Origin of the sequence: Streptomyces spororaveus, from assembly GCF_016755875.1 — a bacterium.
GTDB lineage: Bacteria > Actinomycetota > Actinomycetes > Streptomycetales > Streptomycetaceae > Streptomyces > Streptomyces spororaveus.
This window is the reverse complement of record NZ_BNED01000005.1, coordinates 7,692,302-7,718,020: the sequence shown is the minus strand read 5'-3', so window position 1 is coordinate 7,718,020 and position 25,719 is coordinate 7,692,302. Positions and strand designations below refer to the sequence as shown.

Here is a 25,719-nt window from a genome sequence, read left to right as displayed (position 1 = left end):
CTGTCGGTCAGGCGGACGGCGGCCGGGGGCGGCGCTGCGCCCACGGCCGGACCTCCTCCAGTTGTGCCGCGACCCGGAGCACGGTCACCTCGTCGTCCCGGCGGCCCACCAGCTGTACGGCGAGCGGCAGTCCGTCCTCCGCGAGGCCTGCCGGGACGGAGGCGGCCGGGTGCCCGGTGACGTTCCACAGTGCGGTGTAGGCGACCATCGGGCGCGAGCGCGCCAGCGCCGTCAGCAGCCCGGCACCGTCCAGCGCGCCCACCGGGCGGGGGCGTTCGGGGACGACGGGGGTGAGCAGGAGGTCCATGGTGGTGAACATGCGGTCGGCGCGCTCCGCGAGCCGCTCCCCCGCCCGGATCCCGCGTTCCACGGCGGATTCGGGGACCAGCCGGGCGAGCGCGAGAGTACGACGGGTGCGCCGTTCCAGCAGGTCGGGACGGTCGACGGCGTCGGCCTCCGCCCGTACTCCGCCGCAGAACTGGGCGGCGAACGGGGCCGTCGCGTCGGGGTAGCGGGGGTCGACCTCCCGTACGTCGTGGCCCAGTTCGCGCAGGGCCCGTACGGACTCCAGGACGGCCCCGACGTGTTCCGGATGCGGGCGTACCCCGGGCACGGCCGACTTGGCCGAGTATCCGATGCGCAGGCGGCCGGGCGGCGTCTCCAGGGCTTCCACCCAGCCGGTGGCCGCGGGGCGGGCGCTCCAGCGGTCGGTGGGGGTGGTGCCGGCCAGGACGTCGTAGAGCAGAGCGGCATCGCCCACGCTGCGGGTCAGCGGCCCCACGGTGCCGAGGGCGTACCAGAGGTGCGGGTTCGGGGCGGTGGAGACCCGGCCGCGCTGGGGTTTGAGGCCGAACAGACCGCAGCAGGCGGCCGGGATGCGGATGGATCCGCCGCCGTCGCCGCCGAGGGCCGCCCCGACCAGTCCGGCCGCGACGGCGGCGGCGCTGCCGCCGCTGGAGCCGCCGGGGGTGCGGGTGGTGTCCCAGGGATTGCGGGTGTGCCCGTGGGCGGCGGACTCGGTGAAGGGCCACTGGCCGAACTCGGGCATCGTGGTCTTGCCGATGACGACGGCTCCGGCGGCGCGCAGGCGGCGTACCGCTTCGCAATCGGCGGCGACGGGGGTCCGGTTGGCGGCGCCGCCGAAGGTGGTGACCTGCCCCGCGACGTCCAGCTCGTCCTTGACGGCGATGGGCACGCCGTGGAGCGGCCCGGTCGGCTCGGCCGCGTCACGCGCGTCGGCCTCGGCGAGGGCCTGCTCGGCGAGGACGACGCGGAAGGCGCCGAGGACGGGGTCGGTCCGGGCGATGCGGCGCAGCGCCGCCTCGACGAGGGCGCGTGAGGTGGTCTTGCCGGCGCGCACCAGCTCGGCCTGGCGCGCGACTCCCTGGAACATCAGCTCCGCGTCGTCCCGGTCCTGTGCGAGCCGTCGTGCGCCGTCCTCGTCCATGGACACCACCGTTTCCCCTTACCTGTCGGTAACTCCGGTGCAAGGTTGGTGTCCAGGCGCTCACGCGTCAACCCCGCGGGGGCGCGGCCCGGCCCGGGCCGGGAGGCGCGCCTACCCGGGGTGGTCCCCGGGGACCTTCCCGCAGGGCGCGTGGACACGGGCGGCGAGCGTCCCGGTGGGCTCGTACCAGTCCACGTCGACCCGGTCACCGGTGCCCGGGTCCTCGTAGCGGAACCCCATGTCGGAGATGTTCTCCGCGGCGAGCTTCCAGCCCTGCCGCGCCAGCCGGAGGCGGACCCGCCGCTCAGCGGCCCGGGCGGTCTCCTCCGGAACTCCGGTGGTCTGCCAGGCGAGGCTGAAGCTGCGGACGTCCGGGCGGCTCTCGTCGATGTGGGCGACGGAACGCAGTCCGCGGTAGGAGCAGGCGCCCGTGTCCGCCCGGCTGGGCAGCGCGTCGGCCGGCACGGGTACGGCCAGATCGTCCCGGACGCGTTCGGCCTGCGCACCGAGCCGTGTGGCGACGGCCTGGGGATCGGCGTCGGGGTACGGCTCGCCGTTCCACAACCGGTACGCGCCCCAGCCGGTGGCCAGAAGGCAGACGACACCCCCGAGCGCCAGCACGGCACGGACGGGACGCGGGCGTGGGCGTGGGCGTGGGCGCGGGCGGGGTGGCGCTGTCGGGGCGGAGGACCGTGCGGAGGGCATGCCCACACCCTAGGAGGGCGGCTCGCACGGCACATCGGGGCGGGTACTCGGCTCCCCGCGTGAGTACCCCCGTGAGTACCCCGCGGGATGCGCCGGCCGGGTCCGTCGCGCACGGTCCCGTTTGCCGCCCTCACCGCGAGGCGCCTTCGGCGCAAAGGCCGTTGGACGTAAGTATGTATGTCGTACGACGGCCCGGGGGTGCGGCCGCAGCGGGAGGACGGGGGGACCATGGCGTTCGTCGGCGTGCATGCCGAGTGGGGTCGCATCGACGCCACGTTTCCGGATCTGGGGTGCGGGCAGGACCGGAGCGCGCTGCACCGGCCGAAGGCGCCGGCACCGGTTTCCTGCCATGAGTGCGGATGGCAGGTGCACCTGGTGCACCTCACCCACCGTGGGCGGGACGTGTGGTACCTGCGGCATGCCGACGGCGCGCCGCACTGTGCGTCCGCCGGCGAGAGCATGGCGCACCACCTGTTGAAGCTGGAGCTGGCGACGGCCGCCCGGGCCGCCGGGTGGTCCGCCGAGTACGAGGTGGCCGCGCCGGACGGGTCCTGGCGTGCCGACGTACTGGCGCAGTCGCCGGACGGCGGCCGCCGGACGGCGCTGGAGGCCCAGTTGTCCGGGATCTCGGTGGCCGGGATCGGGATGCGCACCGCCCGCTACGCGGCGGACGGCATGGAGGTGTGCTGGTTCACGGACCGCAAGCGGGTGCCGTGGCTCGACACGGTACCTGCGGTACGGATCGCCCGGCCCCAGGACGGTGGGCCCCTCCAGGTCGTGGCCGGGGCGGCCCGGTTCGTGCCGGACTGGTGCGCGGACCGCGCGGACTGCCGCAGGACCGAGCCGCCGGGGGCCGGCGACGACCGCCCCAAGGACTTCCGGGGCCCGCTCCCGTGCGGGGGTCACGGCGCGTGGACGTCGCCCGGGCCCTTCCCGCTGGGGCGGTTCGTGGCGGCGCTCTGCGCCGGGAGTGTGATCCGGTCCGAGGTGACCGGGGCCCGCCCCGGTGAGCAGGCGGTCATGCGGTGGGTGACGCCGGGGTACGCGCGGATGGCCGAGGAGGAGATCCGTGCCGCGCATGCGCGGCGCCGGGCGGTCGCCGTGGCCCACGAGTGGCTGCGGGCCGCGCACAAGGAGCAGTGGGAGGCGGCCCTGCGCCGCCGTGAGGAAGAGGAGCGGCAGCGGGCCGCGGACCTGGCCGCCGAGGCGGCGGAACGGGAAGCGCGCGAGCAGCGGCGGCGCGAGGCGATGGAGGCCGCGAACTGGCGGCTGGAGCAGGACCCTTACCGGCGGATGGAGCTGCGGGACCGGATGGCCCGCTTCGTCGGCCCGGCGTCGGACTTCCTCCGGCACGAGACCGGTGTCCATCCGGCCACCCACTACATGGAGGCCCCTTCCTTCGCGGGCGGCCTGCCCCTGTACGTACGGGGCCGGCCGTACGCGGTGATCTGCCCGGTGGCCGACGACATACCGCCGGTGCGGGACCGGCTGGCCGCGCTGCTCCTGTTCGCGGCCGACCCCGAGGACGGCGAGCGGATCAGTCGGCGGGCGGCGCCCGGTCAGCGTGTGGTCGTGATCCCGCCGCAGCGCCGCGAGGGGGTGTGAGGCGTCCCGGGCGCCGGGCATGACGCCGGGTCAGGAGGCCCCGGCCGGGCGCGGGCGGCGTTCGCGTCGGCGCACGACGGCGACGGAGGCTGCAGTCAAAACCACCATGGCGGCGCCCAGCGTCAGGAGCCAGAGCGGGACGCCGCCCACCCTGAGCAGCTTGTCGTGGTAGATCGCCCTGCGGTACGGGGTGTCCTTGGCCGTGGCGCGCAGTTCGTGGTCGGCGTCGATGCGGCTCGGCACCGGGAACCGCTGGTCGACGGCGGTGAGGAAGACCGGCTCGGCACCGGCCAGGTCGGCGAGCGGGCCGTCCTCGGGGTGGATGGTGCCCGCGAAGGTCACCTCGGGTGCGGAGCCGCCGATCGGGGAGGCGGGCTCCATGCGGTGGTCGGCGAGGACGTACAGGCCGAGGGACTGCGGTGTCTGCGCCATCCGGGAGAGCCGCATCGGGTAGACGAGCCGGGCGCTGTCGAAGCGGATCCGCAGCGGGTCCAGGTCGCCGCGCAGCGGATGGCCCGGCCCGCGCGGGGCCAGCCGTACCGCCACGTACTCCCAGCCCTGGTCCACGTACGGCTTGACCTCGGTGGCGAGGCGGTCGGGCAGCTTGAAGCCGTTGCTCTCCAGCCAGTTCCTCAGGGCGTCCGGGTCGGTGGCGGTCAGGCGTGCCACGTCGAAGTCTCCGAGCTGCTCGCGCCCGACGACCCCGACCGGCGGCGCGGCACTGCCGGGCGCCCGGTCCCCGACGCCGTCCCGGGTGTCCGAGGAGAAGGGCCAGTCGCGCTCGCGCGGCCAGAAGTAGCCGCGGTCCTTGTGCACGGGCCGGGTGAGCCGGGTCAGTTCGTCGAACATCTTGCCGTCGCCCAGCTCCACCGTGGCCCGGCCCGGCACCGGCATGATCCAGGCGGCCCGGTGGGCGTCCCCGCCGACGGTGAACCGCATGACTATCTGCTCCGTACGGCCGTCCCAGCGCACGACGGAGGTCTCCCGGTCGACGCCGATCCGGGACTGGCCGTCGGGAATCATGGCCCCGCACCCGCACGCGTAGGCCGGGTTGACCAGTGCGCCCAGCTGGGTCGCGAGCAGGGCGAACAGCAGCGCGAGAATTCTTCGTTTCATCCACACGGGGTCTCAGACGGCGGCCCCCGTGATCCGGTTCCGACCCCCCTCGCCGACCACTGCGACCTGGCCTCATACTGTGCCCCATGACGGGGAGCGAGAAGCGGCAGCAGGCTCTGCTGCGCCGGTCCGCGGTGCTGCGCAGCCCGCTGGTTCCGGATGCTGTGGCGGCGGAGATCGCGCGGCACGACTGGGAGGCCGTCGAGTGCGGCTGCGGCCGTTCGGCGGGCCATCTGATGGACGCCGTACGGGATGCCGCCGAGGGGCATCCTTCCGCGTTCCACGCGCTGGAGGGGCACGTCTTCTTCGCGGAGCACCTGAAGCCGCCCGCTCCGGCGGTGTGCGGTGTGCTGATGGCCGTGTGGGCGGCGGGGCCGCCCCGGCGGGCGACCCGCGAGGCCCTGCTGTGGACGCTGCTCGCCCTGCTGTGCACGGTGGACGACGGCGGCACCCACGAGGCCGGACTGCACGGGCAGTGCACCGCCTTCATCCGTACGGGTGTGGACGGTTTCCGCCGTGAGGTCGCCACCGCCCCGGGTTCCGGGACCGCCGCCTACGCGGAGGCCATCCTGGACATCCTCGGCCTGCCGGCCTGAGCCCGGCCCGCCCCCGGCCCGGGGTCAGCCCGGAGCCGTCAGGCAGCGTCGCAGCCCTGCCACGGTGACGTCCTCCAGGGACCCGGCGAAGGTCCGCGGTGGGGACGCCGGGACGGCGAGCAGGGAGGGGACCACCAGGACCGCGCAGCCGGCCGCCTCCGCGGAGGCGGCGCCGTCCGGCGAGTCCTCCACCGCGACGCAGTCCGCCGGTGCGAGGCCGAGGCGCCCGGCAGCGGCCCGGTAGGGGTCCGGGTGCGGCTTGGTGCGGGCGGTGTCGTCGGCGGACAGGGTGAAGGCGAAGGGGACATGGGCCAGGGAGCCCCCGACCACCGAGTCGACGACGACCCGCGGCGAGGCGCTGACCAGGGCGAAGGGCACGCCCTCCGCCTCCAGCGCGGTCAGCAGCCGCTGGGCGCCGGGGCGCATGGGCGCCCCGGCCTCGACCCCGCGGAAGAAGTTCTCGGTGAGCGCCGCCGCCACGTCCGCCGGGTCTCCCCCGCCCGAGACCCGTACGAGGTGCGCGGCGGTGTCCTCCACCGCGCGGCCGACGACCTCCGGCGCGTCCGCTTCGGTGAGCCGGTGGCCGAGGCCGCCGGCCACCTCCTCGGTGGTGCGCCACCACAGCACCTCGGTGTCGACGAGGGTGCCGTCCATGTCGAACAGGACCGCCGCCAGGGCGCTCACGCGGACCCGGCCACGACGAGAACGGGCCGCTCGGCCAGTCCCACGGTGGCGCGTGCCCCCGGCACCAGGGCTCCGGCGTCCCGCGACGGCAGGTCCGCCTTGACGCTCACCCCGTCCTGCAGTTCCAGCCGGAGCCGGGTCACGGAGCCGAGGAAGGAGGCGGAGACCACGGTGGCCGTGCCCGCGTCGTCGGCGGTGACGGTGACGTTCTCGGGGCGTACGAGGACCTGCACCTGCGGCGTCGTGGGGACCGGGCCGTCGACGGGCAGGCGCGCCCCCGCCACCGCCACCAGACCGGAGTCGGTGAGCCGGCCGGGCAGCCGGTTCATGGTGCCGACGAACTCGGCGACGAAAGGGGTGGCCGGGCGGTCGTACAGCTCGGCCGGCGCGGCGCACTGTTCCAGTTTCCCGGCGTTCAGGACGGCGACCCGGTCGGCCATCGACAGTGCCTCCTCCTGGTCGTGGGTGACGAAGACGGTGGTGATGCCGAGGGAGAGCTGGAGGCGGCGGATCTCCTCGCGCAGGTTCGCCCGTACCTTGGCGTCGAGCGCGGAGAGCGGTTCGTCGAGCAGGAGCACGCGCGGGCGCAGGGCCAGGGCGCGCGCGAGTGCGACACGCTGCTGCTGGCCGCCGGACATCTGGTGCGGGTAGCGGTCGCCGTGGTCGGGCAGGCCCACCAGGTCGAGGAGTTCGGCGGCGCGTTCGCGGCGCTCGGCCGCGCCGACCTTGCGTACGCGCAGGCCGAAGGCGACGTTGTCCCGGGCGCTCAGGTTCGGGAAGAGGCTGTACGACTGGAAGACCATGCCGGCGTCGCGGCGGTTGGCCGGGACCCGGGTGATGTCCGCTCCGTCGACGAGGACCTCGCCGGAGTCGGGCTGTTCGAAGCCGGCGACGACGCGCAGGGCGGTGGTCTTCCCGCATCCGGACGGGCCGAGCAGGGCGAGGAGTTCACCGGGTTCGACGGTGAGGTCGAGCCCGTCGAGGGCGACGGTGGACCCGAACGCCCTGCGCAGGCCGCGGAACTCTACGCGCGCGCCCGCGGGCCGCGCGGGATCCGCCGGCTTCCCGGCCGTGGGAAGGGTGGTGGGCGTGGTGGACATGGGCTCAGGGCTCCTTGCGGGAGGTGGTGGCGGGTGCGGCCGCGGCGGTGGAGGGGGTGGTCCCGGCCCGGGAGAGGGCGATCAGCAGGAGCCAGGTGATCAGCAGGCTGAGGATGGAGACGGCCACCGACATCCGGGCCTGGGCTCCGGAGATCGAGACGATCCACACGGCGAAGGGCCGGAACCCGAGGAGGGAGGCGATGGTGAACTCGCCGAGCACCAGCGCCAGGGTGAGGAAGGCGGCGCCGGCGAGCGAGGCCCGCAGGTTCGGCAGCAGCACGCGCAGGACGACGTACGGCCAGCTCGCGCCGCAGCTGCGGGCGGCCTCGGCCAGGGTGGGGACGTCGACGGCGCGCAGGCCCGCGTCGAGCGAGCGGTAGACGAAGGGGAGCGCCAGGACCGTGTAGGCGAGGACCAGGACGACGGGGAACTTCTCGTTCTGGACGGCGATGAAGGTCTGGTAGAGCGGGGTGCGCGACAGGTGTTCGGGCCCCCAGCGCAGCACGGTGGTGATGCCGGTGACCAGGGCGATCGGCGGCACCACCAGTGGCAGCATGCACATGACCTCGACGACCGGGCGCAGCCGCGGTGAGCCGATGCGTACGGCCACCAGCGCGGGCACGGCGAGCAGCAGCGACAGGGCGATGGTCGCGGCGGCGAGGCCGAGGGAGAGCAGCAGGCTCTCGGTGAAGCCGTCGGCGGAGAGCAGCTCGGTGTACGCCTCGAAGGTGATGCCCCGGCCGGGCACGTGCACGGTGAACACGAACGAGGCGACGAGCGGGACGAGGAAGTAGGCGCCGGTGAGGGCGAGGACGGCGCCGCGCCAGATCCCGGGGCGGGGCCGGCGGGGCCGGCGGGCCGGGGTGCGCGCCGGGGCTCCGGCGTCCGGTTCCCCCGTGTCCCGGGCGCCGTCGGAGTACCGGGTGGTCGGGGTCATCGCAGCCATCGGGCGCTCCGTCGCTGGAGGGGCAGGTAGACCGCCATGACCAGGCCGGCGATCAGGATCATGTCGAGGCCGAGGGCGAGCGCCACGTTCTCCTGGCCGGTGAGCACGTTCCCGGACAGCGCGTCCGCGATCTTGAGCGTGACCAGGGGGACGGAGCCTCCGACGAGGGCCGCGGCCGTGGCGTGGGCGGCGAAGGCGGTCCCGAAGAGCAGCACGAACCCGCCGAGCAGGGAGGGCGCGAGCACGGGCAGGCCGACATGGCGCCAGAACTGCCGTCCGGTGGCCCCGCTGTTCTGCGCGGCCTCGCGCCACTGCGGGCGCAGTCCGTCCAGCGCCGGGGCGATCACCAGCACCATCAGCGGGATCAGGAAGTACAGGTAGACCACGGTGAGACCGGTGAAGGAGTACAGGTTCCAGCCGAGGTCGGTGAGGTCGGCGAGCCGGGTGACGACGCCGGAGATGCCCACGGTGGCGATGAAGGCGAACGCGAGGGGGACGCCGCCGAAGTTGGCGAGCACCCCGGAGGCGGTCAGCGCGGCGCTGCGCAGGCCCGCCGAGCGGGAGGTGACCACGGCCTGGGCGATCACCACGCCCAGGACGCCGCCGACGAGTGCGGTGAGGGCGGAGAGCTGGACGCTGCCGATGAGGGAGTCGAGGTAGGGGCCCTGGAGGGAGCGCGCGAGGTGCTCGCCGGTGACCCGGGTGGCGCCGCTCGCCGGGTCGGTGCGGGTGACCGCGCCGTAGGCCATGGCGCCGAGCGGGATGCCGAAGCAGAGTCCGGTGAAGGCGAGCAGCGGGAGGGTCGCGAGCCAGGTGCGCGGGCCGCGCCGCCGGCGGCGGGTGCCGTCGGCGGCGCGGGGGTCGGTGGTGGAGGACATCAGGAGAGGGCCTTGTCCCACTTCTCGGCGAGGATGGCCTTGGCCTTGTCGAGCTCCTCGGAGGCGGGGAAGGCCGGGGTGCCCTGGACCTGCGGGAGCTTGGCGACGGCGGCCTGGTCGGCGGTGCCGTCCTGGGTCATCCCGGGGAGCAGGACCGGGCGGGCGTATCCCTTGAGCCACAGGTTCTGGCCCTCGGGACCGTAGAGGAACTCCAGCCACAGGCGGGCGGCCGCCGGGTGGGGGGCGTCCTTGTTGACGGCCTGCGAGTAGTACTGGGCGTAGACGCCGTCGGTGGGGACGGCGACCTTCCAGTCGACGCCCTTGCCCTTGAACTGGTCGGCGTAGCCGGCGTTCAGGTAGTCCCAGTCGATGGAGATGGGCGTCTCGCCCTTCTCGACGGTGGCCGGGGTGGACTCGACCGGGATGAAGTTCCCGGACTTCTTCAGCTGGCCGAAGAAGTCGATGCCGGGCTGGATGTCGGCGAAGGAGCCCTTGTTGGCGAGGGCGGCCGCGTAGACGCCGCCGAAGGCCGAGCCGGACTTGGTGGGGTTGCCGTTGAGGGCGACCTTGCCCTTGTACTCGGGCTTGAGGAGATCGGCGAAGGTCTGCGGGCAGGTGGTGATGCGGGCGGCGTCGCAGCCGATGGAGACGTAGCCGCCGTAGTCGTTGGTCCAGCGGCCGTCGGCGTCCTTCTGGGCGGCGGGGATCTTGTCCCAGGCGGTGACCTTGTAGGGGGCGAAGAGGTTCTCGGCCGCGCCGCTGCGGGCGAAGGCGATCCCGAGGTCCAGGACGTCGGGGGCGCGCTTCTGGCCCTTGCGGGACTTGACGGCGGCGATCTCGTCGGAGCTGGATGCGTCCGGGTTCTCGCTGTTCACCTTGATCTTGTACTTGGCCTCGAAGGCCTTGATGATCTCGCCGTAGTTCGCCCAGTCCGGCGGGAGCGCGATCACGTTGAGCTCGCCCTCCTTCTGCGCGGCGGCGGCGAGGGCCTCCAAGGAGCCGAAGTCGGCGACCGAGGTCGCGGCGCCCGGCTGCACGCCGTTCTTGGCGCCGTCGGCGCCGCCGGACTTCGGGTCGGGTGCGGCACCGCACGCGCTGAGTGTGGTGAGTACGGCGGCGCTGAGCAGAACGGCCGCACCGCGACGGGCGGAGGAACTGAGCACGGTCTCTCCCAGAGACGAGGATGGGTTCACTTGTCTGAACAAGTTGGCTCCAGTTCGCCCGGGCCCGCTGTACGGACGGTGAACGGCGCCTGTCTCCGGGAGCACGGCTCGACGAAGAGAGAAGAATGACCGGAAGAAGCCGTGACAGAACCTGTTGGAATGATCATGTGAGACGGTGCACGGCGGTTGCGGCACAGCACCGCCGGCACACGGCGAACAGGGGGCGGAAGGCATGAGTACGAGCGCGGGCACGGCCAGGTACCTGGAGATCGCCGAGGCGCTGCGGCGGGCGATCCTCTCGGGCGAGCTCCCGGTGGGGGCGCACCTGCCCTCGGAGAGCGACCTGGCGACGCGCTGGTCCGCATCGCGCGGGACGGTCCGCCAGGCCGTCGCCACCCTCGCCGCGGAGGGTCTGATCGGTTCCCGCCAGGGCGCGCGGCGCATCGTCCTGCGCCGGGAGCGCCGGCACAGCTTCGGCGAGCTGAACAGCTTCGCCCAGTGGGCCGAGGGGCTCGGGCACCGGGCCGCCAGCCGCTTCCTGTCCCGCGCCCGCAGGCCCGCGACGGCCGAGGAGGCGGACCGGCTCGCGCTGGCCCCGGGCACGGAGATCCTGGCCGTCCTGCGGCTGCGGCTGCTCGACGGGGAGCCGACCATGGTGGAGCGGACCGCCTACGCCGACTGGGTCGCGGCGGCCGTCGAGGCGCTGCCGGTGGACTGCCGCTCCGTCATGGACAGTCTGGCCGAGGGCTCGGGGGTCACCGCCCACTACGGAGAGCACCTCATCGACGCGCTTCCGGCCGGCAGCGAGGACGCCCGGCTGCTCCAGATCCGGCGCGGTAGCCCGCTGCTGCGCCAGCGGCACGTCTCCGCCACGGCCACCGGCCGCCCGATCGAGTGGTCCGACGACCGCTACCGGGCCGGCAGCGTGACCTTCAGTGTGAGCAACTCTTCGGTAGCAACTCCCTTGGAGCGGCGCGTCGGAGACCAGTGACCCCGTCAGCCCGCGGCGCGCGGGACCTCGTCGATCGCCCCGGGCAGCCAGTCGGCGACGCGGCCGAAGCCGAAGCCCAGGGCCGAGGCCCGGCCGCTGTCCAGGGCGTAGGCGCGGTCGAAGGAGAAGGGCGAGGCGGCGGCCCCCGGCCCGACCACCCGGTACCGCGGCCGCCTCCCGGCCCGCGCCGCGACCGCCTCGCAGAGCGCGATCACGTCGGTCGCGCCGTGCGAGGCGGCGTTGACGGGCCCGGTGAAGGTCTCGTCCGCCGCCCACTGCAGGAATCCGGCCATCTCGTGGTGATGGATGAACGAGGTGGCGTACGGGGCTTCGTGGACGTCGACGGGGGTCCCGGCGCCGATCCGCTCCACGTAGTGCGCGAGCCGCCCGGTGAACTCCGCCGGGCCGCCGCCGAGGACGTGCGCGGCGCGCACGCTGACGTACGGGAATACCGGGTCCCGCAGGAAGACGGCCTCGGCCTGCCGCTTTCCCTCGGCGTAGACGTACGCGGGCCGGGGCCCGGACGTACGGACCGCCGCCGCCGCGAGCGGCAGCCGCGCGGGGTCGAGCGAAGCCTCGGTGACCGGAACGGGGTCGGGGTCGGCAGGACCGGCGGGGAGCGTGGCCGGGTCGTAGACCTCCATCGTCGAAGTCATGACGTAGCGCCCGGTCCGCCCGGCGAACACCCGCCGGGCGACGGCGGCCTGGAGCGGTGTGTAGCAGACCTGGTCCACGACCACGTCGAAGTCGCGCCCGCCCAGCGCCGCCCGCAGCGCTTCCTCGTCGTCGCGGTCGGCGACCAGGCGCTCCACACCGCGAGGTGGTGCGCCGGAGCCCCGGTTGAGGACGGTCACCTCGTCCCCCGCCTCGCGCGCCCGGGTGACCAGGGTCTTTCCGAAGTACCGGCTGCCGCCGACGACAAGAATTCGCTTCATGCGTGCGACTGTGCCGCTGTATGGTCCTCCAGCGGAACCGACCAGCCGCTGAACGGATCGTAAGGAAAACTGATGATCGATGTGCACCGGCTGCGCGTCCTCCGGGCGGTGGCCGAGCACGGCAGCTTCAACCGGGCCGCGGGTGCCCTGCTGTTGACACCGTCGGCCGTCTCGCAGCACATCGCGGCCCTGGAGCGCGCGGTCGGCCACCCGGTCGCGGTGCGCAGCACGCGCGGGGTCACCCTCACCGAACCCGGACGGCTGCTGGTCGAGGCGGCCGAGTCCATATCCGCCGAACTGGACCAGGTCCGCCACGCCATCGACCGGCTCACGGCGGAGCGGCCGCGCCTCACCGTCGCCACCTTCACCAGCGGGGGCCGGCACCTGCTGCCGGCGGCGCTGACCGGGTTCGTGGAGGCGCATCCGGAGGTGGAACTGACGGTGCTGGAGAGCGAGCCGGACGGCGCGGCGGCGATGGTGCGCGCCGGCGCGGCCGATCTCGCACTGGCCTACCGCTTCGACGGACCGCCGCCGGTGCGCCCGGGTGAGCGCCCGGGGCTCGACTGGGTTCCGCTGATGGAGGATCCGCTGTGGCTGGTGCTGCCGCCCGGCCACCGCCTCGCGGACCGGCCCTCGGTGGACCTGGCCGAACTGGGGGCCGACCGCTGGGTGCTGGGCTGCCTCAGGACGGAGGCCTTCCTGCGCCGGTACGCGGAGCTCGCCGGATTCGACCTCCGGGTGGCGGCCTCCACCACCGACTACTTCTTCGCGCAGACCCTGGTCGCGGCAGGGGTCGGGGTCTCCCTGGTCCCGCACGTCTCGCTCTCCCCGACCGGGGAGTCGACCGCGGTCCGCATCGAACCCCCGCGTCCCGCGCGGCACATCGGGCTGGTCCTCCCCCGGCGGCGACGCCCGCACCCCCACACCCGGGCGTTGGCCGCCGCTCTGACCGCTGCAGCCGCCTCGCCCCGCACACCGGCCGGAGAGCGCCCTTGAACCACCTCCTCTGCGGACTGGCCGCCAATCCGGCGCTGCCGCCCGAACTGGTCGACCGACTGCTGACGCGCGCGCTGGAGGAGGCGGGCACCGGGCCCGACACCGAACGGGACTACGCCGACGAGCTGCTCCACGATCTGACCGGCCGCACCGGTCTGCGCCGCGACCAGGTGCTGGCGCTCGCCGCGTACGCGAGGAGCACCGCGGTGCCCCTCGCCTACAGGGGGACGCTCACCGCCGCCGACGTGGATCCCATGTCCTGGCCGTACGCGGCCGTCGCCCTGATCGACGAGGGCCGCGGGCACCCCGAATGGCCCCGCCTCCTCGCGGCGCACCCGGACTCCGGGATCCGCTGGAAGCTGGCCTCCTGCCCCGGCCTGCCGTCCGACGTCGTGGACCTGCTCGCCGCCGACCCGGATGTGGAGGTGGTGGAGGAAGTGGCCCGCTGGACGGATTCACCCGTCACCGCCCGCCTCGCCCGCCACCCGGACCCCCGGGTCCGCATCGCGGTGGCGTTCAATCCCACCACCCCGCTCGAAGCCGTCCTCGCCCTGGCCGAGGACCCCGAACTTCCCCTGCAATGGGCGCTGTCCGAGCGCACCGATCTGCCACAGGCGCTCTACGCCCGACTGGCCGCCGACCCGAATGACGGGGTCCGGGCCGCGTACGCGCGCAACCCCGGGATCGGCCAGGAGCTGATCCGCGTCCTGGCCGCCGATCCGGAGATCGAGGTACGGCGCGCCGTCGCGGAGCATCCGCGCGCGCCGCTCGATCTGCTGACCGAGCTGGTCGTCGGCGACCGGGCCGCCTGGAACCCGCTGCCCCGGGTCGCCGCCGCCACCCCCGCCGAACTCACCGAGCTGGCCGGGTCCCGCCACGCGGCCGTACGGATGCTCGTGGCGCAGCGGCGCGACCTGCCCGCGCATCTGCGTGACGCGCTGGCGGTCGATCCGGCCGCGTCCGTGGTCAGGGCCGTCGCTGCGCACCCGGGCCTGTCCGAGGAGCTGCTGCGCGCCATGGTCGCGCGGCACGGGGTGCAGGTCCTCGCCGCGGTGGCCGCCAACCCGGACGCGTCCGGTGCCCTGCTGGAGCACCTGACGCAGCATCGGCCGGGGGTACGGAGGGCGCTGAAGGAGGTCGCCAAGCACCCCCACGCGACCGGCCCGGCCCTGCTCGCCTGCCTGGCGGACCGGACGTCCCGGCCGCTGGCCGCCGCCCACCCGGCGCTGCCGCCCGAGGCCATCACCGGGCTGCTCGCCGACGAGGACCGATGGGTGGCGGAGGAAGCGGCGGGCAACCCCTCGCTGCCGCGTGCCGTGATGGTGGAGCTGGTGCCCTGACCGTCCGTCGGCCGGGATGACGATCGCTTCGGCCCTGCACACCGAACAGGGGCCGTGCCTCTGACGCCGTCCGCCTGAACTCCCCGTGAACGCCCGCCGACACCCCCACCCCGGCCCGGCCCGAGCGAATTCGTCACCTCCCCGGGCCGGAGGTCGTTAGGGCCTGGGGGTTGACTCGGGGGCGAAGGGATGACGGAATGCGGCAGTTTCCTCTGGAGATGCACCACATGGCACCCGGCCGTGTGGTGGAGTGGCGGCTCGGGTCCACGGCGGCGGAGGCCGCCGACACGGGTGACCCGGTGGGCAGGAAGGCATCGTTCAACCAGGACAAGCACTTCACCGTCGCCGAGGAGAGCAGGGCCGCCGACGACCCGGTCGCGTCCTGGGTCGCGGTGACCTTCGAGGTGGCCGGTCCGCTGGACGAGCAGGCCCTGGCGCAGTCCCTGCTCTCCTTCGTGCAGCGGCACGAGGTCCTGCGGTGCGCGTTCCGCCGTCTGGCGGGCGAGGTGGCCTGTGAGCCGTTCGACCCCGCCGGACTGTCCCTCGAGCCCCGGCAGGTGGGCGCGTTCGAGACCTCCGACCTGCTGCGCGGATTCCTCGTCGAGCGGTTCAAGCGGAGCATCGACACCCTCTCCTGGCCGCTGTTCGTCATGGGTGCGGTGGTGCGCGAGGACTCCGCGACGGTCTACCTCGCCTTCGACCACATCGTCTGCGACGGCATGTCGATGCCGATCGTGGCCCGCGAGGTGTCGATGGGCTACGAGGCCCTGTGCCGCGGCGAGGACGTCGAACTGCCGCCCGCCCCCAGCTACCTCGACTTCGCCGAGGAACAGCGCCGCCGCTACCTGTCCATCGACGCCCGCGACGAACGCCTGCACTACTGGAAGGCGTTCATGGGGCAGGCCGGTGAGTTCTTCCCGCGCTTCCCCCTCGACCTGGGGGTCGAGCCGGGCCGGATGTACCCGATCGTCAACGAGGCCTCCACCCTCCTGGACGCCGCCGAGGCCGAGGTGTTCGAGAAGACGTGTCTGGCGGCCGACGGCAAGCCGTTCATGGGGGTGCTCGCCTCGGTCGCGGTCTGTCTGCGCGAGGCCGGCGGCCCGGGCGTCTACCGCGGCCTGATGCCGGTCAGCGAGCGTGGCCGGGAGACCTGGGCGCATTCGGTGGGCTGGTTCGTCAACACCCTGCCCATCGAGTTCGACGCCTCGCCCGGCCGGGACTTCGCCCAGGTCATGTCCTCCGTCCGGGCCGGCTTCAGCGAGATGATGAGCCATCTCGACGTGCCGTTCGTGCGGGCCTGGGAGTTGCTGGCACCCGAGGAGTTCGCGGCCCGTTCCTGGCCGTATCCGGTGAACTTCTTCTCGTACATCGACATGCGCAAGTGCCCCGGAGCCGAGCGCCACGACGAGTGGCGGCCCACCACCCACGTGTGGTCGGCGCGCGCCAACGGGGCCTGTTCGTGGTTCCAGCGGGACACGGAGGGGCTGCACATGAACTCCCTCTACGTCGACACCCCGGCGGCCCGCCGGACCATGGGCGACTTCCAGGAGGCACTGCGCCTCACCGTGCAGGAGATCACCCGGTCCGGCGGATTCCGCAGGCCCGTCGCGCTGACCGCGCCGCGGCGGCCCGTAGGGACCCCGCTGGACGTCGCCGGCTTCGCCCGCCTCGGCTGAGCCACAGCCCGGTGGCCGAGGAGGACGAGCGGGCCCGCGCGGGTCGGGAGGCCGAGGAGGATCCGGGCCAGGACGCGGGTCGGCGAGGGGGGCGGATCCGTGGCCGTCCTCGGACCGTCGCGCCTCTCAGAGGCGGGCCGCGCGTCCCAGCAGCAGGGTGCGTTCCCGCGCGTTGCGCGTGAGGGAGGCCGCCCGTTCGAACTCCGCGCGGGCCTCCTCGGTCCGGCCCAGCCGCTCCAGCAGGTCTCCCCGTACGCTCGGCAGCAAGTGGTAGGCGCGCAGGGCCGGTTCCGCGGCCAGGGCGTCGACCAGCGGCAGGGCCGCTTCCGGGCCCTCGGCCATCGAGACGGCCACCGCCCGGTTGAGCTCGACCACCGGCGACGGGACCAGCCGGACGAGGCGCCCGTAGAGCGCGGCGATCCTCGGCCAGTCCGTGTCCTCGTACCGGACCGCCGCCGCGTGGCAGCCGGCGATCGCGGCCTGGACGGAGTACGGGCCGTTCCCCGCCCGGCCCAGCTCCCGGGCGCCCCGGTGGATGAGCATGCGGTTCCACCGGGACCGGTTCTGGTCGGCGAGCAGCACCGGTTCCCCGTCGGGGCCGGTGCGGGTGGCGATCCGGGAGGCCTGGAACTCCAGCAGCGCGGCCAGGCCGTGCGCCTCGGGCTCCCCGGGCACCAGGGCGGCCAGGACGCGGGCCAGGCGCAGGGCGTCCTCGCACAGGGCGGGGCGGACGAGGTCGTCCCCGGCGGTGGCCGAGTACCCCTCGTTGAAGACGAGGTAGATCACCTCCAGGACCGAGGCGAGCCGTGCGTCGCGGTCGGCGCCGTACGGGACCTCGAAGGGGACCCCCGCCTTCGCCAGGGACCGCTTCGCCCGGACGATGCGCTGGGCGACGGTGGCCTCGGAGGTGAGGAAGGCGCGGGCGATCTCCTGGGTGGTCAGCCCTCCCATCAGGCGCAGGGTGAGCGCGATGCGGGCCTCGGTGGCGAGGACGGGGTGGCAGGAGGTGAAGATCAGGCGCAGCAGGTCGTCGTCGATGTCCTCGGGGTCGGCCGGCTCGGCGGGCGGTGGCACGTCCTCCAAGCTCCGGCCGACCTCCGCGAGCTTGCGCGCGTAGGTCTCCTTGCGGCGGACGAGATCGATCGCGCGGTGCCTGGCGGTGGTCATGAGCCAGGCGCCCGGCCGGGCCGGGACCCCTTCCTGCGGCCACTGCTCCAGCGCCGCGACGAGGGCGTCCTGGGCGATCTCCTCGGCGATGCCGACGTCCCGCACGACGCGGGCGGCACAGGCGATGATCCGCGCGGACTCGATCCTGAACACCGCTTCGACCGCCTGGGCCGCACTCACTGCCGTCACGGCCACCCATCAGAGCAGCCGTGACGAGGCAGGGCAAACGCGGCGCGGGCGGGCCGGGATCACATCTCCTGGATCTCGCGGACCTCGGCGCTCACCTTCCACTCCACCGGGTGGATCTCAAGGAACCGCCGGGTCCACTCGATGGCCTCGGCCTTGTCCTTGCACTGGGTGAGGGAGTAGCCGCCCACGACCTCCTTGGTCTCGGTGAAGGGGCCGTCGGTGTAGCTGATCTTCCCGCCGGACCAGCTGAGGCGGGTCCCTTCGGAGGTGGGGAGCAGCCCGGCGGTGTCGAGCATGACCCCGGCCTTGGTGATCTCCTCCAGCAGCGCGCCCATGCGCTGCTCGAACTCGGGCGGGAACTCGTCGCTGGGCAGGTCCTGCTCGTCGATGCGGATCATCGTCAGGAAGCGCGGCATGGTGACTCCTCGGTCGGGTCGGGAGGGCGGGGGCTGTCCCCGCCTCTCACCCCTGCGTCGAACGGGAGACGCCCGGATCGACAGCTCCGGGAAAATTCTTCGGGGAATTTTCCCGGGCCGCCACCGGGTCCCCCGTCCGGCCCTCTGGACAGCGGCCCCGTTCGGCGGTGTGCTGGACCAGAACCGGGTGGGGCAGGGCACGGAACGGGGGCACGGTTCTGTTGGCACGGGAACACGAGACCGACGCGGCCGGGGGGCGGCGGCAGCCGGTCGCGGCGGCGACCGGCGAGAACGGCACGGGCGACGGGGAGCGGGGCGACGGGCGTTCGTACATGGGGCTGGGCGGGGACGCCTTCGCCGATTTCGACCGGGTGGTGTGCGCACGGTGCGACTACGCGTATCCCGTGCTCGACGTCCAGGACCCCACCCCCCTGCCCGAGCGCTGCCCGAACGACGGGAGCGGGCTGACGTACCGGCCGGCGGGATGGCAGCCCGGTGCTGAATGACTTCTGGAAGGGACTGGGCGGGAAGCTCTCCGAGCGCTGGCTGGCCGCGCTGTTCTCGCCGGCCTGTCTGTTCTGGCTGGCCGGGCTCGGCGCCTGGCTGCGCGGCGTGGGATGGCCCACGGTGCAGCGTCTCGGCTGGGCGGGTGCGGCGAAGCAGTGGACGGCGGGGCTGACCGAGCTGCCGGCCCTCCTGCAAGCGGCCGCGGTGGTGGGGGTGTTGCTGCTGCTGACGTTCTCCGGGCTGCTGCTGCAGTTCTTCGTCCATCCGCTCGTCCGCGGCCTGGAGGGGTACTGGGTCCTCCCGGGCCCGCGGCGCCGGCTGCGCGAGCGGCTCGGCCGCCGCGCCGACGCCGACATCGCGGCCCTGCGTCCGCTCGCCGCCCGCCCCGCCGACTCGCTCGACGCCGAGTCACTCGCGGAGCGCGGCAGCCTCGCCCGGCGCGTGCGGTCGGTCCCCTTCGATCCCCGGCGCCGGATGCCCACGCGGTTCGGCAACGTCCTGCGGGCCTCGGAGGACCGGATCCGCGCCCACTACGGGCTGGACCCGGTCGTCTGCTGGCCCCGGCTGTGGCTGCTCCTCCCGGACGCCACCAGGAACGAGGTCGTCGCCTCCCGCCGGTCGGTGCACCTCACCGCGCAGGTGTGGGCCTGCGCGGTCCTGAGCTGCGTGTGGTCGGTGTGGACCCTGTGGGCGGTCCCGCTGTCCCTGGTCCTCGCCGCCACGGCCTACCACGGCTTCCTGCTGTCCGCCGCACGCCTGCACGGGGACGTCGTCGAATCCTGCTTCGACCTGTACCGGCAACAGCTCTACGGGGCCCTGCGCCTTCCCCTCCCGGAGCATCCGCTCGCGGAGTACCGGGCGGGGCGGCGGCTCACCACGTACCTCTCCGCCGGATCCCGCCGACCCGAGCTCCTCTTCACCGATCCGCCCGCGCCCGGCGCTGCGCCCGGCACACCGCCCGGCGCCCCTTCCGGAGGTCCCCCACCGTGCTGAGCGAGCTCTTCGACCATGCCATGAGCCTGCCGCCGGACTCCGACCCGGACGTGCACGCCGAGGCCTGGGAGGCCGTCCTGACGCATCCCGGCTTCGCTTCGCTGCCGGTGCCCGAGCGCTGGTCGGCGCTGGCCGCGCTCGGCACCTGCCGACTGCAGCGACACCAGCGGGACGGCCGCCTCGAAGACCTGGCGAGCGCGCTGGCCTGCCTGGAGAACGCCCTGCGGCTGCCTTCCGTGCCACGGGCCCAGCGGGCCCTGGCGTCCTTCAACCTCTTCCACGCGCGCGATCAGCGGTACGCGCTCACCGGTGAACCCGACGACCTGCTCACGGCGATGCAGACCCTGTGGGCCCTCGTGGACGAACCCGTGCCGGGCACGTCCGCCCGTGGGATGTGCCGCACGATCTGCGGCCGGATCGACGCGCACGCCGGCGAGTTGACCGATCCGCTGCGCGGCCTGCGCCGGGCCGCACTGGAGCGACTGCTGACGGACCCGACCGACCCCGACCTTCCCTCGTACCAGCTGTGCCTCGCCTCGCAGCTCGCCTCGACGTACGAAGGGAGTCCCGCGGCCCATCGGGCCCTGGTGGTCCGCGCGATGGAGCTGACCGCGGACGCGGAGCGCCGGCTCCCCGAGGGCGAGGAGCGGCACGCCGCCTCCGTGCTGCTGGCCGGTCTGAGGAATCTGCACAGCTGGGCCGAGGAGAACGCGCCCGCGGAGCGCGCGCCGGGCCCTCCCGGGCGGATGGACATCGAAGAGTTCTCGGACGGCCTGCGGGACCTCCCCGACCACGGCGCGCGCCTCGCCCGGATCCGCGAGGCACTCGCCACCAACACGTACGAGACCACCGGGACCGGCTGGATCCTCCTGAACGTGCTGCTGGCCGAGGAGGTCCTCTCGCCGCGCACCAACGGGAAGATCGACACCGAGGAGGCCATCACGGCCCTGCGGACCGTTCTGGGCCTGCCCGAGACGGACGGGCTCGGTGTCACCCTGGAGCTGAAGGTAAATCTGGGCATCGCCTACGACCGGCGCCTGAAGGGCGACGCCGCGGCCAACGCGGCCGAGGCCCTGGCCATCTTCGAGCAGTGCGCGTCGGAGGTGACTCCGGATCATCCCCGGTATCCGGCCGTCGTCTGCGCCCTCGCCCAGGCCCTGCTGGACGAAGCCGACATCAGCGGCAGGCGCGACGGCATCGAGCGGGCGATCGCCCTGTGCCGCGGCGCGCTCGACTCCATGCCGGCGGACGCGGAGCCCGCGCTGCGGGCGAACCTGCTCAACACGGTCGTCAGGCTGCTGCCCCTGCGGACCACGGGGGACCCGGAACACAATTCCGAGGAGGCCATTCGCGCGGCCCACGAGGCTCTCGACCTGCTCGACCCCGCCACGGAGGCCGTTCGGCGCGGGGACGTCCACCACAACCTCGCGCGGCTGTACCGGGACCGGCTCAGCGAGGGCCGGGAGGCGAACCTGTGGCGGGCGATCGAGCTTTTCCGTGCGTCGCTCGCGGCCCAGCCCAAGGACGAGATGCCCGTCGACTGGGCCATGTCCCAGAGCTCGCTCGGCGTGGTCTACAGCATGATGCGCGGCCGGGACGTCGAGGCCACGCAGCGGATGGCGATCCAGGCGTTCATGGCCGCGCAGTCCGTGTTCACCCTGGAGGACAACCCGCAGAGCTGGGCCACCGCCGAGTTCAATCTCGGGGTCGCCTTCGGTGACAGCGAGGTGCGGGCCCGGCCGGACCTGGAGCGCGCGATCACCCATCTGACCTCCGCGCTCCAGGTGTTCACCGAGGAGGCCGCCCCCTGGCAGTGGGCGATCACCCAGTCCTTCCTCGGGGTGATGCGCACGCAGACCGGAACGCCGGAGCAACTCCTGGCCGCAGCCGATCACTTCCGCGCCGCCCTGCGGGTGCTGACGTTCGAGAACCACCCCCGGGACTGGACCAGCGTCCAACTCAACCTGGCCCAGCTGGAACCTCCGGAGGACCTCGCCGTCCACCGGAGGATGATCCGGGGCCTCGTCGGGCGCGGACACCGGAACGAAGCGTTCAAGGCGTACATGATCTACTTGCGCCACCTCGGCGACCGGGGGGACTGGCCGGCCGCGGCGGAGGCGGGTGCGCGGGCCGCGGAACTGCACGAGAGCCTCTACCAGGAAGCCCTGCTCAGGCAGAGCCGGCACATGGAGCAGCAGGCTGCCGCGCGCGACGTGCTGGAGATCGTCACCGCGATGGTCCGGGCGGGCCGCACCCTGGACGCCGTCCTGCTCCTGGAGCGGACGCGGGCCCGGGAGCTGGGCGAGAGCCTCCAGCAGGACCAGGACGTGCTGCGCAGCGCACGCGACGGCGACCGCGTGGCCTTCGACGCCTACCGTGCGGCATGCGACCGGCTGACGGCCCTCGCAGGTGTCGAACGGTCGATGCCCGGTGCCGGTTTCGGCGCGGCCGACGTGGAACGGCTGCATCTGTCCCTGGTCCGCTCGATCTCCAAGGCCCGCCGGGAACAGGCCGCTGCGCTGGCACGGCTCACCGCGGCGGCCGAGGCGCTGCGCCCACCGGGCATCGGCGAGCTGTCCGCCGCGGCGCCGCCGCACCGTCCCCTGGTCTACGTGTACGGGGCCGCCGGGTTCGTGCGCCTGCTGCTCGTCCGGCGCGACGGGGAGGGCGGCCTGGACGTCGACAGCCGGGCTGTGGACCTGCGGGACCTGCCGGCGGGCCCGGATCACAGCCCGCCCGTGTACGCCAGGCTCACCGCGGCGCTGGCGGCGTGGCTGCGCGAGCTCGGTGTCGGCGCGGTGACCCTGGTCGCGTGCGGTGCGCTGGCGGGCCGGCCGCTGCACGCCTTCCTCCATGACGGCCGCTGCCTGCTCGACGAGTTCACGGTGTCCTACGCGCCCTCGGCGGCCGTGCTCGCCCGCAGGCCGGCGGCCCGGCCGGGTCCCGCCGTCCTGGCGGCCGTCGGCGACCCCACGGACGATCTGCACTACGCGTCGGCGGAGGCCGGCGCCGTCGGCGCGCTGTTCCCCTGGTGCCGGCGGACCGTGCGGTACGGGGCGGCGGCCACCGCTCCCGTGTTCGTCCGGGAGGACGTCCCCGGGGCCACGCACGTCCACCTGGCGTGCCACGGCTCCTTCGACACGGCGAGCCCGCTGGAATCTGCCTTCGTCCTGGCCGCGGGCACCCGTATGACGCTCCGCGCGATCATGTCCGGCCGCGCCTTCCGCGGCGTGCGGCTGGTGTTCGCGTCGGCCTGCCGGACCGCGACCACGGACGCCTTCCTGCCGGACGAGGCCATCGGCCTGGCCTCGGGGCTGCTCCAGGCCGGCGCGCGGGAGGTGATCGCCTCCCTGTGGAACGTGAACGACCTGGCGACCATGCTCGTCGCGACCCGGTTCTACCGTGAACTGGACTCCGGCCCGCCCGGCGGCGGCGCCGTGGACGCCGGGCGGGCCCTGCGCAGGGCTCAGCTGTGGCTGCGGGACTCCACGGCCGCGGAGCTGTCCCGGTGGTGCGCCGGTCTGATCGACGACGTACCGGAGGAACCGGCGCGCTCGCGCCTGCGCGCAGCCGTGGCCCACCTGGACGGCCGGCCGCCGGAGCTCCCGTGCTACGCGGACGCCCGTTTCTGGGCCGCCTTCGTCCACCTGGGCGGCTGAACCGGCACCGCACGCCCGGCCCTGGCCCCGGTCGGCGGCGGGTCAGCGGCTGTCGCCCGTCCAGTCCCAGTGGCCCGGGTCCCCCGCGCGGCGGCGGTAGTGGGCGCGGCCGCCCGCTCCGTAGCGCCCTATCTCCGTGGGGAGCCTGGCCTCTTCGGCGAGCTGCGGCGCACTCCAGCCGGTGACGTCCAGGAGGAGCCCGTCGAGCGGCCCGCCGACCAGCTCACCGTAGGTGTGTCCGGGTCGCGGCCCGGGGTCGGGGTCCTCGTGGTCGGCGCCGTAGACCCGCCGCCGAAGCATCCTGTCGTCCATACGCTCAGCTTCACAGCCACCACTGACAACGGACCCGGCGGCCGCCGGCCGGTGCGGCGGCGATGATGGGGGCCGCCCTCCCGATCCGGGGAGGCGCACGAGCGAGGAGCGACACGCATGGCACGTCGGGTGCACCAGCCACTGGAGAACGAGGAGTTCGACTTCATCCTCTCGATGACGACCGGGCCCGTTCTCGCGTACTTCTGCGGCACCTGGCCCAAGGCCGTCGAGGCCTGCCGCGCGATGGACGCCGTGGTCGGGGAGCTGGCCGAGGAGTACGGGACGCGGTTCACCGCCGTCCGCACGGACATGACCCGCTGCCCGGAGCCGACCAGGCGCTACGGGGTGACCGGGGCGCCGACCGCCGTACTCATCAAGGACGGGGAGGCGGTCGCGAGCCAGGCGGGCCGATGACGCGCGAGGAGTTCCGAGCGTTCCTCGACGCCCACCTCTGAGGGTCAGCCGATGCGGACGGTGATCTCGGGGAGGGGGATGTCGGCAAGGTTCAGCTGGAGCCCGGTCAGGGTCAGGTAGGTCTGCGAGTCGGTCAAGGCGGAGGCGGTGGACGGCGCCTGGGTCTTCCCGCGCGTGCTCACCAGCAGGAACCAGCCCCCGCGCTTGTAGCTGCGGGGGACGTCCGGGCGGTCGCCGTTCGGGTTCGGCGTCCAGCCCTGTCGCTCCAGGTCCGCGCAGACCGCGTTCATCTCCGACTGTGCGGCGCTCTTCTCGCGGACGGCCGTCCAGTACGTCCTGTTCGACGAGTTGGCGCCGATCGCGACGGTCGGGCGGCCCTGCGCCGGGTCGAGGCCCGCCGCGCCGACCGCGGTCGCGATCGCCTCGTCCACGGCGTCCCGGGTGAGGGGCGGTGACGTGGGCTCCGGTGTGGGCCCCGCCGTGGACGGGGACGGCGGGGACGCGGGCGCGCCCAGGTGGACGCGCCCGTTGTCGTCTATCTGGACCTGGTCCGGCATGACCACGGCGGCCAGGCTCACGATCAAGGTCGCGGCCAGCCCGATCCACACCCTCTTCAACAGCGCGTTCAACGCGGAACTCCCCCCGAGTGATCTTCAGAGGGAGTCTCACACACCGCGCTCGGTGCCCGGCAGCCCCCGGAACCCGTTGTCGTACCGCTCGTGCGGACGCCCCGCCGGTGGGCCGTCGCACGCACACCGGCCCGGAGCGGACTTCCTGTACAGTTGTCCAGGAAATACCGACCGGTAATCCGCTCCCGCACACCGACACCGACCCCGAGAAGTGGAGGCGGCCATGCACACGGTCGCTCAGATCCTGATCGGCCTCGTGGCCGCGCTGCACGTGTACTTCATGGTTCTGGAGATGTTCCTGTGGCAGCGGCCCCCGGGCCGCGCGCTGTCCGGCTTCGACGCGGACACCGCCCGCCTCACCGCGCCGCTCGCGGCCAACCAGGGCCTCTACAACGGCTTCCTCGCCGCCGGGCTGGTCTGGTCGCTCGTCATCGACTCGCTCGCCACCCAGGTCTTCTTCCTCGTCTGCGTGGTCGTCGCCGGAATCTACGGAGCCGCGACCGCCAACCGCCGGATCCTCGTGGCCCAGGCGCTGCCCGGCGCCCTCGCCCTCGGCGCGGCGCTGCTCGCCGCGTGAGCCCGGAGGATCCGCGTACGGCGCGGACGAAGGGGCGGCTGCGCGAGAGCCTGCTGGCCGAGTGCGCCGACCGGCCGCTCGCCGAGGTCAGCGTCTCGGCGGTGGTCCGCCGGGCCGGCGTCGGCCGCGCCACCTTCTACCTGCACTACGAGGACCTCACCGCGCTGGCCGTGGACGCGTGCGCGGACGTGGTGCACGCGGCGGTCGACGCCCTGCACGCCTGGCAGACCGGCCCGTCGGCAGTCCCCCCGGCCGAGCCCCCGGCCGCGCTGGCCGCCTTCCTGGTACAGGCGGCCGACCGGGCGCCGCTCTACCGGACCCTGCTCCTCCAGGGCGGCGGCGGCCCGCTCGGCAGGCGCCTCCACCGGGAGCTCTCCGCCCGGGCCCGGGCGGAACGGGAAGCGGTCGGCGCCCCGCAGCCCGAGCTGGTCGCGTCGGCGGTCGCGGCCGCGTTCACCGGCGTCCTCGCGGACTGGCTGCACGAGGACATCCGGGCGGAGCCCCGGGCACTGGCCGACCACCTGTGGCGGCTGCTCTGGGCCCTCCACGGCGCGATCGGACCGGGCGGCGGACCGAAGGCGGACCGGACGCGATAGCGGGACCGCCCGGACTCCCGCACGACCGCGGCGCCGCGGCGGCGGACCGGGACGCGCGAAGCCCCGCCGGGCGCACCGGCGG

At 74.0% G+C, this 25,719-nt stretch carries 24 protein-coding genes and 1 pseudogene; 12 read left to right on the top strand and 13 right to left on the bottom strand.

Translation table 11 applies throughout. The features are described 5' to 3' along the window. Window positions 1-7: 7 nt before the first annotated feature. Together Sspor_RS37230 and Sspor_RS37225 are read right to left on the bottom strand one after the other, a co-directional pair. The gene (locus Sspor_RS37230) at window positions 8-1,447 is read right to left on the bottom strand and encodes an amidase (protein WP_237404444.1); all 1,440 of its coding nucleotides are present in this window, start codon (window positions 1,445-1,447) and stop codon (window positions 8-10) included. A gap of 111 nt (window positions 1,448-1,558) precedes the next feature. Continuing rightward, window positions 1,559-2,068, bottom strand: a complete 510-nt coding sequence (locus tag Sspor_RS37225) for a hypothetical protein (protein WP_202203047.1) — start codon at window positions 2,066-2,068, stop codon at window positions 1,559-1,561. 459 nt (window positions 2,069-2,527) lie between these two features. On the opposite strand from Sspor_RS37225, the gene Sspor_RS37220 reads away from it, so the two are divergent. Next, window positions 2,528-3,757, top strand: coding sequence for a competence protein CoiA family protein (locus tag Sspor_RS37220; protein WP_202203046.1), 1,230 nt, complete (start codon window positions 2,528-2,530; stop codon window positions 3,755-3,757). A gap of 30 nt (window positions 3,758-3,787) precedes the next feature. Here Sspor_RS37220 and Sspor_RS37215 read toward each other — a convergent pair whose 3' ends face one another. Beyond that, window positions 3,788-4,873 carry a DUF2330 domain-containing protein gene (locus tag Sspor_RS37215; protein ID WP_202203045.1) on the bottom strand — a complete coding sequence of 362 codons (1,086 nt, stop codon included), beginning with the start codon at window positions 4,871-4,873 and terminating at the stop codon, window positions 3,788-3,790. Window positions 4,874-4,959: 86 nt separating this feature from the next. On the opposite strand from Sspor_RS37215, the gene Sspor_RS37210 reads away from it, so the two are divergent. Beyond that, window positions 4,960-5,469: a hypothetical protein gene (locus Sspor_RS37210; protein WP_202203044.1), complete on the top strand. Its 510-nt coding sequence runs from the start codon at window positions 4,960-4,962 to the stop codon at window positions 5,467-5,469. 24 nt (window positions 5,470-5,493) lie between these two features. On the opposite strand, the gene Sspor_RS37205 is transcribed toward Sspor_RS37210, so the two are convergent. Genes Sspor_RS37205 through Sspor_RS37185 form a run of 5 tightly spaced genes read right to left on the bottom strand, consistent with a single transcriptional unit; the run spans window position 5,494 to window position 10,240 of the window. Beyond that, entirely contained in the window at window positions 5,494-6,153 is a 660-nt protein-coding gene (locus Sspor_RS37205) for an HAD family hydrolase (protein WP_272934861.1), read from the bottom strand. Continuing rightward, window positions 6,150-7,253 carry an ABC transporter ATP-binding protein gene (locus tag Sspor_RS37200; RefSeq protein WP_202203043.1) on the bottom strand — a complete coding sequence of 368 codons (1,104 nt, stop codon included), beginning with the start codon at window positions 7,251-7,253 and terminating at the stop codon, window positions 6,150-6,152. The genes Sspor_RS37205 and Sspor_RS37200 overlap by 4 nt, the downstream gene beginning before the upstream one ends. Before the next feature lie 4 nt (window positions 7,254-7,257). Then, a complete protein-coding gene (locus tag Sspor_RS37195; RefSeq protein WP_237404197.1) occupies window positions 7,258-8,199 on the bottom strand; it encodes an ABC transporter permease in 942 nt (313 codons plus the stop codon). Further along, window positions 8,187-9,077 (bottom strand): ABC transporter permease, encoded by an 891-nt coding sequence (locus tag Sspor_RS37190; RefSeq protein WP_202203042.1) that lies wholly within the window; start codon window positions 9,075-9,077, stop codon window positions 8,187-8,189. The genes Sspor_RS37195 and Sspor_RS37190 overlap by 13 nt, the downstream gene beginning before the upstream one ends. Continuing rightward, on the bottom strand, window positions 9,077-10,240 hold the full coding sequence (locus Sspor_RS37185) for an ABC transporter substrate-binding protein (protein WP_373318882.1): 1,164 nt from the start codon (window positions 10,238-10,240) through the stop codon (window positions 9,077-9,079). The genes Sspor_RS37190 and Sspor_RS37185 overlap by 1 nt, the downstream gene beginning before the upstream one ends. Window positions 10,241-10,472: 232 nt before the next feature. Here Sspor_RS37185 and Sspor_RS37180 point away from each other — a divergent pair, with 232 nt between their 5' ends. Continuing rightward, complete coding sequence (locus Sspor_RS37180; protein WP_202203041.1) at window positions 10,473-11,231, top strand: GntR family transcriptional regulator; 759 nt, start codon at window positions 10,473-10,475, stop codon at window positions 11,229-11,231. Window positions 11,232-11,236: 5 nt separating this feature from the next. On the opposite strand, the gene Sspor_RS37175 is transcribed toward Sspor_RS37180, so the two are convergent. Continuing rightward, window positions 11,237-12,166: an NAD-dependent epimerase/dehydratase family protein gene (locus Sspor_RS37175; RefSeq protein WP_202203040.1), complete on the bottom strand. Its 930-nt coding sequence runs from the start codon at window positions 12,164-12,166 to the stop codon at window positions 11,237-11,239. Window positions 12,167-12,238: 72 nt separating this feature from the next. Here Sspor_RS37175 and Sspor_RS37170 point away from each other — a divergent pair, with 72 nt between their 5' ends. The 3 genes from Sspor_RS37170 (at window position 12,239) to Sspor_RS37160 (ending at window position 16,178) form a co-directional block, all read left to right on the top strand. Continuing rightward, a complete protein-coding gene (locus Sspor_RS37170) occupies window positions 12,239-13,162 on the top strand; it encodes a LysR family transcriptional regulator (RefSeq protein WP_202203039.1) in 924 nt (307 codons plus the stop codon). Beyond that, window positions 13,159-14,502 carry a variant leucine-rich repeat-containing protein gene (locus Sspor_RS37165; RefSeq protein WP_202203038.1) on the top strand — a complete coding sequence of 448 codons (1,344 nt, stop codon included), beginning with the start codon at window positions 13,159-13,161 and terminating at the stop codon, window positions 14,500-14,502. Before Sspor_RS37170 ends, Sspor_RS37165 begins: the two co-directional genes overlap by 4 nt. A 197-nt stretch (window positions 14,503-14,699) precedes the next feature. Further along, window positions 14,700-16,178: a condensation domain-containing protein gene (locus Sspor_RS37160; RefSeq protein WP_202203037.1), complete on the top strand. Its 1,479-nt coding sequence runs from the start codon at window positions 14,700-14,702 to the stop codon at window positions 16,176-16,178. A gap of 126 nt (window positions 16,179-16,304) precedes the next feature. Here the strand turns inward: Sspor_RS37160 and Sspor_RS37155 are convergent, their stop codons facing one another. Next, window positions 16,305-17,525, bottom strand: a complete 1,221-nt coding sequence (locus Sspor_RS37155; protein ID WP_202204082.1) for an RNA polymerase sigma factor — start codon at window positions 17,523-17,525, stop codon at window positions 16,305-16,307. A 68-nt stretch (window positions 17,526-17,593) separates the two neighbouring features. Next, on the bottom strand, window positions 17,594-17,950 hold the full coding sequence (locus Sspor_RS37150; protein ID WP_202203036.1) for a YciI family protein: 357 nt from the start codon (window positions 17,948-17,950) through the stop codon (window positions 17,594-17,596). 221 nt (window positions 17,951-18,171) lie between these two features. Between Sspor_RS37150 and Sspor_RS37145 the strand changes: the two genes are divergently transcribed. Genes Sspor_RS37145 through Sspor_RS37135 form a run of 3 tightly spaced genes read left to right on the top strand, consistent with a single transcriptional unit; the run spans window position 18,172 to window position 23,109 of the window. After that, a complete protein-coding gene (locus tag Sspor_RS37145) occupies window positions 18,172-18,456 on the top strand; it encodes a hypothetical protein (protein ID WP_202203035.1) in 285 nt (94 codons plus the stop codon). Continuing rightward, a complete protein-coding gene (locus tag Sspor_RS37140) occupies window positions 18,446-19,450 on the top strand; it encodes a hypothetical protein (protein ID WP_202203034.1) in 1,005 nt (334 codons plus the stop codon). Before Sspor_RS37145 ends, Sspor_RS37140 begins: the two co-directional genes overlap by 11 nt. After that, window positions 19,444-23,109 (top strand): CHAT domain-containing protein, encoded by a 3,666-nt coding sequence (locus Sspor_RS37135; RefSeq protein WP_202203033.1) that lies wholly within the window; start codon window positions 19,444-19,446, stop codon window positions 23,107-23,109. Before Sspor_RS37140 ends, Sspor_RS37135 begins: the two co-directional genes overlap by 7 nt. 42 nt (window positions 23,110-23,151) lie before the next feature. On the opposite strand, the gene Sspor_RS37130 is transcribed toward Sspor_RS37135, so the two are convergent. Next, window positions 23,152-23,421: a hypothetical protein gene (locus Sspor_RS37130; protein ID WP_161289346.1), complete on the bottom strand. Its 270-nt coding sequence runs from the start codon at window positions 23,419-23,421 to the stop codon at window positions 23,152-23,154. A gap of 117 nt (window positions 23,422-23,538) precedes the next feature. On the opposite strand from Sspor_RS37130, the pseudogene Sspor_RS37125 reads away from it, so the two are divergent. Further along, window positions 23,539-23,876 (top strand): annotated as a pseudogene (locus Sspor_RS37125) (thioredoxin family protein). A 3-nt stretch (window positions 23,877-23,879) separates the two neighbouring features. On the opposite strand, the gene Sspor_RS37120 reads toward Sspor_RS37125, so the two are convergent. Further along, window positions 23,880-24,464 (bottom strand): hypothetical protein, encoded by a 585-nt coding sequence (locus Sspor_RS37120; protein WP_202203032.1) that lies wholly within the window; start codon window positions 24,462-24,464, stop codon window positions 23,880-23,882. Between the two features lie 223 nt (window positions 24,465-24,687). Here Sspor_RS37120 and Sspor_RS37115 point away from each other — a divergent pair, with 223 nt between their 5' ends. Both Sspor_RS37115 and Sspor_RS37110 read left to right on the top strand, forming a co-directional pair. Beyond that, entirely contained in the window at window positions 24,688-25,041 is a 354-nt protein-coding gene (locus Sspor_RS37115; RefSeq protein WP_202203031.1) for a DUF1304 domain-containing protein, read from the top strand. Further along, window positions 25,038-25,637, top strand: a complete 600-nt coding sequence (locus Sspor_RS37110; RefSeq protein ID WP_202203030.1) for a TetR/AcrR family transcriptional regulator — start codon at window positions 25,038-25,040, stop codon at window positions 25,635-25,637. The genes Sspor_RS37115 and Sspor_RS37110 overlap by 4 nt, the downstream gene beginning before the upstream one ends. Window positions 25,638-25,719 lie beyond the last annotated feature (82 nt).

Coding starts and splice junctions, on each gene's coding strand:
- Sspor_RS37230 (WP_237404444.1), bottom strand. CDS start 1,447: ATGGACGAGGACGGCGCACGACGGCTCGCACAGGACCGGGACGACGCG.
- Sspor_RS37215 (WP_202203045.1), bottom strand. CDS start 4,873: ATGAAACGAAGAATTCTCGCGCTGCTGTTCGCCCTGCTCGCGACCCAG.
- Sspor_RS37210 (WP_202203044.1), top strand. CDS start 4,960: ATGACGGGGAGCGAGAAGCGGCAGCAGGCTCTGCTGCGCCGGTCCGCG.
- Sspor_RS37200 (WP_202203043.1), bottom strand. CDS start 7,253: ATGTCCACCACGCCCACCACCCTTCCCACGGCCGGGAAGCCGGCGGAT.
- Sspor_RS37195 (WP_237404197.1), bottom strand. CDS start 8,199: ATGGCTGCGATGACCCCGACCACCCGGTACTCCGACGGCGCCCGGGAC.
- Sspor_RS37190 (WP_202203042.1), bottom strand. CDS start 9,077: ATGTCCTCCACCACCGACCCCCGCGCCGCCGACGGCACCCGCCGCCGG.
- Sspor_RS37180 (WP_202203041.1), top strand. CDS start 10,473: ATGAGTACGAGCGCGGGCACGGCCAGGTACCTGGAGATCGCCGAGGCG.
- Sspor_RS37175 (WP_202203040.1), bottom strand. CDS start 12,166: ATGAAGCGAATTCTTGTCGTCGGCGGCAGCCGGTACTTCGGAAAGACC.
- Sspor_RS37170 (WP_202203039.1), top strand. CDS start 12,239: ATGATCGATGTGCACCGGCTGCGCGTCCTCCGGGCGGTGGCCGAGCAC.
- Sspor_RS37160 (WP_202203037.1), top strand. CDS start 14,700: ATGCGGCAGTTTCCTCTGGAGATGCACCACATGGCACCCGGCCGTGTG.
- Sspor_RS37150 (WP_202203036.1), bottom strand. CDS start 17,950: ATGCCGCGCTTCCTGACGATGATCCGCATCGACGAGCAGGACCTGCCC.
- Sspor_RS37130 (WP_161289346.1), bottom strand. CDS start 23,421: ATGGACGACAGGATGCTTCGGCGGCGGGTCTACGGCGCCGACCACGAG.
- Sspor_RS37115 (WP_202203031.1), top strand. CDS start 24,688: ATGCACACGGTCGCTCAGATCCTGATCGGCCTCGTGGCCGCGCTGCAC.